The following is a 10697-nucleotide window of genomic DNA, read 5'->3' as shown; positions in this document are numbered from 1 at the left end:
GGACGGTCCGGGGACCGGGTCGCCAGCCCGGCCCGCCCGCCGGGGGCCTCTTTCGAAAGCGGGTTAAAACCCCGCGCGTCGAAGGCTCACCGGATAACGGCTGCGCGGAGCGTTCAGGCTTCGTCGAAACGGTACCCACTATCCAACATCCGGACGAACGTCCGGGCGCTCCGCATCCCCTTCCATGCCTTCAGCGAGCGATCGCGTGAAGCCGATCTCCCATGTTCCCTCCCCCTCGATGGGGGAGGGTAGGGTGGGGGTGAACACGGCGGTCGATGCCGCGCACCGCCGCCAACGCAGCGGTCACCCCCATCCCCGCCCTTCCCCCATCAAGGGGGAAGGGAGAAGGTAAGTGACATAACGCCGCTCTTCCGCCCCCTTGCCGCCGGCCAATCCCCGGCCCACCGTGATCCCGACTCTGGGAGGGGCGAATGAACGAGGACTGGAGCGCCGGCTATGTGGTCGAGACGGGGTACACCTACGGCGCCTATCCGGAGCTGAACCCGGTCCGCTCGGCCTTTCCGCTGCTGCTGAAGGGGTTGCGGCCGCCGAAGATCGAGACGGCCTGCGAGCTGGGCTTCGGCCAGGGCTGTTCGGCGGCGGTCCACGCGGCGACCCAGGCCGACATCGACTGGTGGGGCTGCGACTTCGCGCCGGCCCAGGCGGTGTTCGCCCGCGACCTCGTGGCGGCCAGCGGGGCCAAGGCCCATTTCACCGACGACGCCTTCGACGAGTTCGCCGAGCGGCCGGGCCTGCCGGAGTTCGACTTCGTGGCCCTGCACGGCGTCTGGAGCTGGGTCAACGACGCGGCGCGCGAGAAGATCGTCGCGTTCCTGCGCCGCAAGCTGAAGCCCGGGGGCCTGGTCTACATCTCCTACAACACCCAGCCGGGCTGGGCGATGGCCGGGCCGCTGCGCCACCTGATGAAGCGCCACGCCGAGACGCTGGGCGCGCCCGGCCTGGGTCCCGCCGCCAATCTGGACGCGGCCCTGCTGACCATGCAGCGCTTCTTCGCCGAGGACCCGGTCTATTCGCGGCTCAATCCCGCCGTGATCGACCGGCTGGAGGGCCTGCTGAAGCAGGACCGCGCCTACATGGTCCACGAGTATATGAACCGCGACTGGCATCCGATGTGGTTCGCCGACGTCGAGGCGCGGCTGTCGGGGGCCAAGCTGTCGTTCGCGACCTCGGCCTACATGCCCGACCAGGTCGAGGAGCTGAACGTCTCGCCCGGCATGGCCGGCTTCCTGCGCGAGCTGCCCGACCCGTCGCTGCGCGAGACCTTCCGCGACTTCGCCGTCCAGGCCCAGTTCCGGCGCGACTACTGGCTGCGCGGCCTGTCGCCCCTGGCCGTCGCCGACCAGCGCCGGGCCCTGCGCGATCAGCGCGTGGTGATGGCCCGGCCCGCCGGCCAGCCGCTGGAGAAGGCGCGGGGGACCTTCGCCGAGGTCGCCCTAGGCGGGCCGTTGTACGACGCGATCCTCGAAACCCTGGGCGACGGACAGCCGCGCCCGATCGGCGAGCTGGAGGCCGCCGCGCCCGCGGGGACGGCCTTCGCCCAGCTGACCACGGCCCTGGCCCTGCTGATGGCCCAGGGCGTCGTCGCCTCGGCCCAGGGCGCGGAGAGCGCCGCGCGCGGGGCCGGCACGGCGCGGGCCCTGAACCTGGAGCTGGCGCGGCGGGCGGCCGAGGCGACGAACCTGGGCTTCCTGGCCTCGCCCGTGACCGGCGGCGCGATCACCGTCCAGCGCTTCCACCAGCTGTTCTGGCTGGCGCGCGAGCGGGACGGAGGCGGACCGGCGGAGTGGGCGGCCTTCGCGGCGCGGACCCTGGCCGAGCAGGGCCAAGCCCTCCTGGCCGGCGGCGCGCCCCTGCAGGGCGACGCGGCCCAGGCGGCGCTGCAGGCCCAGGCGGTCGCCTTCGCCGACACTGTGCTGCCGTGGTGGCGGGGCCTCGGTATCGCCTAGAGCATTTTCCGATAAGTGTGAAACGGTTATCGGATCGAAAAATGCTCTAAACTTTTAGAATAGAGCCCTTTCCGATCTGATTGATCCAATCAGATCGGAAAGGGCTCTAGGGCTGGACAGAAGGTCGCAGGGACGACGGCCGCCGGGCCTGCCATCGTCAGGGCGTCTTTCGAGGGATTCGAAAAGGCGCGCGACGGGAGCGACCGGCATGCTGGACGTGGGTGGCGTAGAGCTTGAGTTTCCCTGTCCGCGCTGCGCCGCCGCCGCCCGGGCGACGATCGAGGCGGTGCGGTTCCTGCCGGTCATCGACTGCGCCTGCGGCGAGCGGTTCGGGGTCTGCCTGGAAACCTTCGCCCAGCAGGTCTCCTCCGCCGAGGCCGCGGCCAAGGCGGCGCGCCGGGCCCGGCGACGGGCCTAGCGCCCGGAAGGCCCGCTTCCCCGACGTCAGTCTTGCCGCGCGGCCGGTTTGGGCTCACCGTCAACAGAACAACGATAAGCTGAGGGAGTGAAATCATGACGCCGCCCGACGGCGGCTCGCCCGTGCGCGAGCCTTCCTCCGCTCCGTTCAAGCCGCTGCCGATGAAGGGCCCCGACGTCAGCGTCGAGCGCCGGCCCGACGGCTCGATCGTCATCACCTCGAACCATGCGCCCGGCGAAGGCCCGCGCTCGATCGCCCACCTGTTCGCGCAGAAGGCGTCCGAGCATCCGGAGCGGCCGTACCTGAAGCAGCGCGAGCCGAACCACGGCCCCTGGCGGCAAGTGACCTACGGCGAGGCCTTGCGCCAGGTCGAAGGGATCGGCCAATGGTTGCTGGACCAGGGCCTGACCCCGGCCGACAGCGTCATGATCCTGTCGAGCAACTCGATCGAGCACGCCCTGATGACCCTGGGCGCCTACGCCGCCGGCGTCCCGGCCGCGCCGGTCAGCCCGGCCTACAGCCTGATCTCGACCGACCACGCCAAGCTCAAGCATTGCTTCGAGCGCGTGGCGCCGCGCGTCGTCTTCGCCCAGAGCGGGGCGATGTTCGCCAAGGCGATCGAGACCCTGAAGGCCCTGGATCCGACCCTGCTGATCGTCACCGCCGACGGGGCGGGCGAGGGCGCGATCGCCTACGAGACGGTGGCCGCGACGACGCCGACCCCGGCGCTGAAGGCGGCGCTGGAGGGCGTCGGCCCCGCGACGGTGGCCAAGTACCTGTTCACCTCCGGCTCGACCGGCCTGCCCAAGGCCGTGCCCCAGACCCACGGCATGATGGCCGGGGTCATCGCCGGCCAGGAGGGCCTGCGCGCCGAGGAGCCGGCGACCGACGAGGTCCCCCAGAGCCTGGAGTGGATGCCCTGGAGCCACATCTCGGCCGGCAACATCGGCTTCAACGCCGTGATCTGGGGCGGCGGCACCTTGCACATCGACGAGGGCAAGCCGCTGCCGGGTCTGTTCGAGACGACGATCAAGAACCTCTACGAGGTCTCGCCGGTCGTGTTCGGCTCGGCCCCGATCGCCTTCTCGATGCTGGCCGAGGCGATGGAGAAGGACCCGGCCCTGCGGCGGTCGTTCTTCAAGAACCTGCGCTATATGGGCTATGGCGGCGCGACCCTCTCGAACGACGTCTATGAGCGGATCCAGGCGCTCGCGGTGGCGGAGACCGGCCATCGCATCCCCCTGACCACCATGTACGGCGCGACCGAGACGCAAGGCGTCACCGTCACCCACTGGGTGACCGAGCGGGTCGGCTTGGTCGGGCTGCCCCTGCCGGGCATCCAGCTGAAGCTGGCGCCCAGCGGTTCGAAGTACGAGGTACGCGTCAAGGGGCCGACCGTGGCCGCCGGCTATCACAAGGACCCGGAGAAGACGGCGGCGGCTTTCGACGACGAGGGCTTCTACCGCCTGGGCGACGCGGCGCGGTTCGTCGATCCGGAAGACCCGGCCAAGGGCCTGGTCTTCGACGGCCGGGTGACCGAGGACTTCAAGCTGGACACCGGCACCTGGGTCAGCGTCGGCGTGCTGCGGCCCGACCTCGTCGCCGCCTGCAGCCCCTACATCCACGACGCGGTGATCACCGGCCAGGACAAGCCGTTCATCGGCGCGATGCTGTGGCCCTCGCCGGCGGGTCTGGCGGCGCTGGTCGCCGATCCGGGACCGGGGACGCCCCTGGACAAGCTGGTCGCGATCCTGCGCGAGCGCCTCACGGCCTTCAACGCGGCGGCGGGCGGGTCGTCGCGGCGCGTGGCCCGCTTCACGATCCTGACCGAGCCGCCCTCGATCGACGCCGGCGAGATCACCGACAAGGGCTACGTCAACCAGCGCGCGACGCTGGAGCGCCGCGCCGACCGCGTGGCGGCGCTGTACGAGCGGGAGCCGGGCGAGGGGGTGTTCGCGGTCTGATTTTAGAACCGATTTTCCCGGCGAATGCCGGGACCCAGATCTCAGAGCGTCGAGGTTGATTGGACGAGCGCGGCGCTCATAGAGCCCACTTCAGCATCTTGCCATCTGGGCCCCGGCATTCGCCGGGGAGGTCGGATTATCGGGGTCACCAGCTCGCCTGACCGCGCACCAGCACCGCCGTCTTGTCCGACAGGCCGAACGCCATCAGGCCGGGAGGCTTGGGCGGCGGCGCCTTGGCCAGGGTCGGCCAGCCGTCGTGATACGCCAGCGCCGCCACCTCGACCTGACCGGGGCCGGAGGTCGTGAAGCTGAGCGTGACGCCGTTGGGGTCGGGGGCGTGATAGGTCAGGCTCGACCACTGGCCGGCCTCCATCTTCAAGCTGACCGGACGCCCGTTGAGGCGCGGCTGGCTAAGCGGGCCGCTGGGCTTGAGGCGCAGGGTGACCATCTCGGTCCCGGGCGCCGGGATCAGCCGGACCAGCAGGCGATCCTCGGCGCGGTCGATCGACAGCTGCGGAACCTCGACCGGCGCGGCGCGGGTCTCCGACATCCAGGCAGGCTTCCACCAGAACGGCGCCAGCTTCTGCTGGACGGGCTGGGCGCCGGCGTCGTCGGGCAGGGCGACCTTGGTCCAGGCGTCGAGGCGCGGATGCTCGGCGACGCGCCAGGCCTTGCCGGTCGAGAGGTCGGCGAGGTGCAGGGCGCCGGTGGGGGCGGGGCGGGCGGCGGTTCCCTCCGCCAGGGCGGCGTAGCCGATCAGGCCGCCGCCGGCCAGGACCAGGACGAGGGCCGCTCGCCAGGCCCAGCGGGTGGCGGCGAAGTCGTGGGTCAGCGGCGACAGGGCGGGCGCGGCCAGCATGGCGAACAGGGCCAGTATGGCCGGCTCCTGCAGGCCCAGACCCGCGAAGGTGAAGGCCGCCCAGGCGGTCAATTGAGCCAGCGAGACGATGGCGAGAACGCCGATCACGGCGGTCAGGGCCAGGGCCACGCGCCTGTCTCGCGTCCCGCCGATCCCGATGACCAGGGCCACGCCCAGGGCCGCGATCAGCAGGGGCCAGGTCAGCATCACCGTCGCGCCGGGCGCCAGGACCTGGGCGGCGGTGGCGAGGATGAGCAGCACGACGAGACCGCCGACCCAGCCGCCCAGGGCGTCGGTCCGATGATCCAGGGCCAGCGCCGCCAGCACGGCGGCGGCGATCCCCAGGCCCAGGCCCACCGGATCAAAGCCGCCCGCCAGGCTGCAGGCGCCGCCCAGGACGAGGGCGACGACGCACGGGATGATCCGGCTCGCGCCCCGCGCCATGGCGGTGGCGACGCCCAGCCCCGCGGCGATCGCCAGCAGGCCCGCGCCCCACAGCACGTAGTCGAAGCTGACCAGCAGATCGTAGTAGCGCTGGACGTCCCGGACCATCAGCAGCCGGCCGGCCAGGTGCAGGACGAGGGCGGCCGTCGTCGCCAGCAGCAGCAGGCCCGCCGCGCCGCGGGCGATCTCCCAGCCGCTGGCGGCGCCCAGGCTCAGGGTGCGCCAGCCGGCGAACACCAGCAGCGCGCCGGCAAGGCCCAGCAGCGCCCAGCCGACGAGCGGCGGATAGCTGACCAGGAACTGGCCCAGCACGTCGGAATAGATCGCGTCCGGCGCCGGCGGCGGCAGTTCGCTCGCGTCGGCCAGCGCCCGGATCGTCGGCAGGGTCTGGTCGCCCACGTGCTGCAGGCTACCCATCTCCAGGTGCGCCGGCTTGGCCAGCGGCGTGTGATAGGCCAGCTGGTCGTCGATGAAGGCCAGGTTCAGGCCCGGAAAGCCCTTGCGCACCGCATGGGTGAAGTCGGTGTCGTTGGGCATCTTGGCGTAGACGGCCGAGGCCAGCGAGTTGGCCGAGGGGCCCTTGGCGGCGCGCGCGAAGATGGTCATTAGCGCGCCGTTTTCGGGGCCCGTCTGGAACATCGACGCCCGGCCGGCGTCGCCTCGGGCCTCGAGGTTGACGACCAGGCCGACGCGCCCCGCCAGCGGGTCGCGGGCGAAGAAGGCCTCGGCTCCCAGCAGGCCCGGCTCCTCGGCGTCGGTGAACAGGAAGATGACGTCGCGCTTGGCGGGGCCGCCGGCTTTCAGGGCGCGGGCGATCTCGAGCGCGGCGGCGACGCCGGCCGCGTCATCGGCCGCGCCGGGCGAGTTGGGAACCGAGTCATAGTGGCTCATGATCAGCACGGCGGGCAGGTCGCGCTGGCTTCCGGGCAGCACGCCCGCCAGGTTCTGGACCGAGGCGACGGTCAGGAAGCGCGGGTTGCTGGCGTTGGCGTAGAAACCTTGGTCGGGGCGGACCGAGACCTCCAGGCCCAGTTCGCCCATCCGCGTCAGCAAATGATCGCGGACCTTGGCGATCTGGGCCGACCCCGTGGGATGCGGCGCTTGGGCTATGGCCGTGACATCGGCCATGGCGCGCTGGGCCGAGAAGGCCGTTGGCGGCGCGTTGGCGGGCAGGGGCGCCGGCGTCCGCAGGCTCCAGACGCCCAGCGCCAGGCCGATCACGAGGCAGATCCAGACTCCGAGGAAGCGGATCGTCTTCATGCTGGTCTCCCGGCGTCCATCGATACCCCCGCGCCATGCTGAGGTGATGCGGCGTCGTCCGGAAGACCTGAAATCGGAAAAGTTGAGCCCGGCAAGGAAAAGGGCGACCCGGTCGCCCGGATCGCCCCTCCCTCTTCCGAAAGCCCTCTGAGCCCTTGGCGGCCCGAGGGTTCCCCCTCCCGGTTAGAACCTTGAGCGTAGGGTCACGCCGTAGGTGCGCGGCGCGCCCAGGAACGCGTCGTAGGTGATGGTGTCCAGCGACGGGTTGTAGGTGCTCTGGGTGGCGCTGAGGCCCGAGGAGCCTTGCAGCGGGCCGTTGAAGGCCACCTGCATGTACTTCTCGTTCAGCAGGTTCTGGGCCCAGAGCTCCATGGTCCAGCGCTCGTCCGCCGACCCGATGCCCACGCGGCCGTTCACGACCGTAAAGGCCTTCTGGACCTTCGGCGGGAACAGGTCCGAGCCGGTGTTATAGGACGACGAGTACTTGGCGCCGATGTTGAAGCGGGCCTTCATGTTGTCGCCGACCGGGGTCTCATAGGTCAGCGAGCCCGACGCCGAGTACTTCGGCGCCAGCGACATGCGGCTGCCCGGCAGCAGGGCCAGGGCGTTGCCCGGATCGTTCGGGATCGGCTGGTTGCCATACTTGGTCAGGGCGTAGGTGAAGCCGCTCTGCACGGTCAGGCCGCGGACCGGCGTGAACCACAGGAAGTCGGCGTCGACGCCCTTGGACTTCACCTCCGGAATGGATCGCACCACGAACGAGGTGCCCAGGAAGGTGTTCAGCTGGAAGTCGGTGAACTTCTGATAGAAGCCGCTGATGTTGAACAGGACCGTCCGGTTGAACAGGGTGTTCTTCAGGCCGAGCTCGTAGCTGTCGACGAATTCCGCCGGGAACGAGGTGTCATAGATCGGCGTCACGCCCGCCCCGCCCGACGGCAGGCCATTGGACGACTGGGTGCGGTCGAGGTTGAAACCACCGCCCTTGTAGCCGCGCGCGAAGGACGCGTAGCTGAACACCTCGGGCGAGAAGCGGTAGGACGCCTTGATCGTGCCGCTCCACTCCTTGTCCGTGCGCTCCTGGTGCGTGCCGCGGCCGTTGAACAGCGCGTTCGCCCAGGGCAGGCAGAGATTGCCGATGATCGTGCCCGTGTTCGCCGCGCCGACGATGCTGGCGATCCGGGCTTGGCCGGCGGCCGACAACGCCGTGCCGCAACCGACGCCGCCGTCGGTGTTGGTCTGATAGGTGTCGAGCTTCTTCTTTTCGGCGGTGTAGCGCAGGCCGGCGGTGATCTCGAACGCGTCGGTCACGTGCCAGGTGTCGTTGGTGAACAGCGCGATCGTGGTGGCGCGCTGATCGTAGCGGTCGCGCAGGCCCTGGCCCGCCGCGAAGGACGTGTTGGGCGCGCGGTTCAGCAGCAGGGCGATGAAGTTGGGGACGCCGGCCGGATTGGCGGCGGAGCGCGACAGCAGGCGGCCCAGATACTGTTCGTAGTGGTTGCCGAAATAGAAGTTGGCCCGGTTCTCCAGGCGTTCGTCCGCCAGGAAGGCGCCGACCAGCCAATCGAATTTCTCGCTGCGGCCGGCCAGACGCAGCTCCTGCGTATAGGTGGTGAACTCCGAATAGTTCGAGCCGTCCTTGTTGCGATAGGTGATGTCGGCCGTGCTGAAGTCGGAGTCCTGGCCGTTGTCGGTTCGCCAGTTGCGGATCGCCGAGATGCTGGTCAGAGAGCCGATCGGCAGGTCGATGTCGCCCTGCAGCGACACCCCCTTATCCTCGATCTTGGCCGGCGCGCCGCGGTTCGAATAGGCCACCCGCTCGAACGGGTCGGCCGTCGTCGCCACGGGAGCGGCCTGACCGGAGACCGCCGCCAGGATCGCGGCGGTGGGGCCGGTGCGGATCTGCACCGCGCCGCAGCAGTTCTCGTCGCGACGGCTGTAGTCGGCGATGACGCGGAAGGTCGCGCGGTCGTCCGGGACGAACAGCAGCTGGCCGCGGACGGTGTAGAAGTTCTGGTCGGCGTCCTGGTCGCGCTTGGACGGGCCATTGCCGGTGATCACGTCGTTGTAGCCGTCGCGCTTGCGGGCGGCGACGTAGATGCGGCCGGCCAGCTTGTCCTCGTACAGCGGCCCTGTGACCGAGGCGGCCGCGCCCTTGGCGTCATAGTTGCCGAAGGTCAGCTCGCCGTTGGCGCCGAAGCCGAACTCCGGCTCCTTGGTCATGACGTTGATGACGCCGGCCGAGGTGTTCTTGCCGAACAGGGTGCCCTGCGGGCCTTTCAGCACTTCGATCCGTTCCATCTCGCCAAGGTCGCCGAAGCCGACGCCGTTACGCGGGCGATAGACGCCGTCGATGACGACGCCGACCGAGCTTTCGAGGCCGGGGTTGTCGCCGACCGTGCCGACGCCGCGCACGCGGGCGGTGGTCGAGGCTTCGGAAGACGTGGAGGTCACGGTCAGGCCGGGGGTCAGGATCGTCAGATCCTTGATGTCCTTGACGCCGGTGTCCTGCAGAAGCTTGGCGCCGACGGCGGTGACCACCACCGGCACGTCCTGCAGGTTCTGTTCCCGCTTCTGAGCGGTGACGATAATGCTATCGACGGTTTGAACGTCGCTCGTTTGAGCCTGCGCGGCGCTCGAAGCGCCAAGACCAGCGAGGACGACAGCGGACGCAGTGCCGCAGAGCACCTGGGTGAAGCGCATTTCCTACCTCGGTTCGTTGGCCCGGAGACGCTTGCCCGCCCCCAGGCTTGTTTTTCGTTGCCCCGCTCGAACGATCGTTCGAATGGATGACCAAGGGTTAGGCGCCGCAAGGGTGTTCGGCAAGCAAAATCCCTTGTGACAAAACGGCCTAGCGCATCGTGTTGCCAGGATGTGACAACGTTCGCTGACCGTTGCGTACTTTCGAAGAAGGGTTGCGCGGTGAGCGCGTCGGCCTCATCTGGCGACCATGCCGCTGTCTTCCGCTTACCGTCCCGCCCCGCGCTTCCAGCGCCTGGGCCGCGAATTCGCCGATCCGGTCGAGGCCGCGGACTTCCCGCGGACGATCCTCCGCCATCGGAATGATCGCGCGGCGGCCAGCGTCGGACTGGAAGAGCTGACCGACGCGGACTGGATCGCGCACTTTGGCCGCTTCGCGCCCTTGCCGGACAATCAGCCGGTTCCGCTGGCCATGCGCTATCACGGCCATCAGTTCCGCGTGTACAATCCAGACCTCGGCGACGGCCGCGGCTTCCTGTTCGCCCAGCTGCGCGAGACGGGAAGCGACCGCCTGCTGGACCTGGCCACCAAGGGCTCGGGCCAGACGCCGTGGTCGCGCTCGGGCGACGGCCGGCTGACCCTGAAGGGCGGGGTCCGCGAAGTCCTGGCCGCCAGCCTGCTGGAGGCCCTTGGCGTCCCGACGTCCAGGGCGTTCTCGCTGATCGAGACGGGCGAGGCCCTGACCCGCGGCGACGAGCCCAGCCCGACCCGCTCGGCCGTGCTGACCCGGCTGTCGCACAGCCATATCCGCTTCGGCACGTTCCAGCGCCTGGCCTATTTCGATCGCCGCGACCTGATCTCCGTCCTGATCGACCATGTCGTCGAGAACTATTATCCGCACCTGGCCGATGCGCCGGATCGCCCGGCGGCGCTGATGGAGGCGGTGGTCGCCGCCAGCGCCCGCCTGCTGGCGCGCTGGATGGCGGCCGGCTTCGTTCACGGCGTGCTCAACACCGACAACATGGTCGTCACGGGCGAGAGCTTCGACTACGGCCCTTGGCGCTTCCTGCCGCGCAACGACCCGAACT

Annotated in this window: 6 protein-coding genes; 4 read left to right on the top strand and 2 right to left on the bottom strand. The window is 69.8% G+C overall.

The window, feature by feature from the left end:
* The first annotated feature begins 431 nt into the window (after positions 1–431).
* From Q0379_RS10355 to Q0379_RS10345, 3 genes are all read left to right on the top strand, one after another.
* Positions 432–1967 (top strand): class I SAM-dependent methyltransferase, encoded by a 1536-nt coding sequence (locus Q0379_RS10355; RefSeq protein WP_299007980.1) that lies wholly within the window; start codon positions 432–434, stop codon positions 1965–1967.
* Positions 1968–2175: 208 nt separating this feature from the next.
* A complete protein-coding gene (locus Q0379_RS10350; protein WP_299007978.1) occupies positions 2176–2385 on the top strand; it encodes a hypothetical protein in 210 nt (69 codons plus the stop codon).
* Positions 2386–2480: 95 nt separating this feature from the next.
* A complete protein-coding gene (locus Q0379_RS10345; protein WP_299007976.1) occupies positions 2481–4349 on the top strand; it encodes an AMP-binding protein in 1869 nt (622 codons plus the stop codon).
* Positions 4350–4494: 145 nt separating this feature from the next.
* Here the strand turns inward: Q0379_RS10345 and Q0379_RS10340 are convergent, their stop codons facing one another.
* Both Q0379_RS10340 and Q0379_RS10335 read right to left on the bottom strand, forming a co-directional pair.
* Positions 4495–6912, bottom strand: a complete 2418-nt coding sequence (locus Q0379_RS10340; protein ID WP_299007975.1) for a M20/M25/M40 family metallo-hydrolase — start codon at positions 6910–6912, stop codon at positions 4495–4497.
* A gap of 183 nt (positions 6913–7095) precedes the next feature.
* Positions 7096–9612: a TonB-dependent receptor gene (locus Q0379_RS10335; protein WP_299007974.1), complete on the bottom strand. Its 2517-nt coding sequence runs from the start codon at positions 9610–9612 to the stop codon at positions 7096–7098.
* A 238-nt stretch (positions 9613–9850) separates the two neighbouring features.
* Between Q0379_RS10335 and Q0379_RS10330 the strand changes: the two genes are divergently transcribed.
* Positions 9851–10697 (top strand): protein adenylyltransferase SelO family protein (locus Q0379_RS10330; RefSeq protein WP_299007982.1); only part of this gene is annotated, 847 nt, incomplete at its 3' end.

Origin of the sequence: uncultured Caulobacter sp. (assembly GCF_937900395.1) — a bacterium.
Classification (GTDB): Bacteria; Pseudomonadota; Alphaproteobacteria; order Caulobacterales; family Caulobacteraceae; genus Caulobacter.
The sequence above is the reverse complement of the archived record's forward strand: the minus strand, read 5'-3'. Positions and strand labels throughout refer to the sequence as shown.

Coding starts and splice junctions, on each gene's coding strand:
- Q0379_RS10355 (WP_299007980.1), top strand. CDS start 432: ATGAACGAGGACTGGAGCGCCGGCTATGTGGTCGAGACGGGGTACACC.
- Q0379_RS10350 (WP_299007978.1), top strand. CDS start 2,176: ATGCTGGACGTGGGTGGCGTAGAGCTTGAGTTTCCCTGTCCGCGCTGC.
- Q0379_RS10345 (WP_299007976.1), top strand. CDS start 2,481: ATGACGCCGCCCGACGGCGGCTCGCCCGTGCGCGAGCCTTCCTCCGCT.
- Q0379_RS10340 (WP_299007975.1), bottom strand. CDS start 6,912: ATGAAGACGATCCGCTTCCTCGGAGTCTGGATCTGCCTCGTGATCGGC.
- Q0379_RS10335 (WP_299007974.1), bottom strand. CDS start 9,612: ATGCGCTTCACCCAGGTGCTCTGCGGCACTGCGTCCGCTGTCGTCCTC.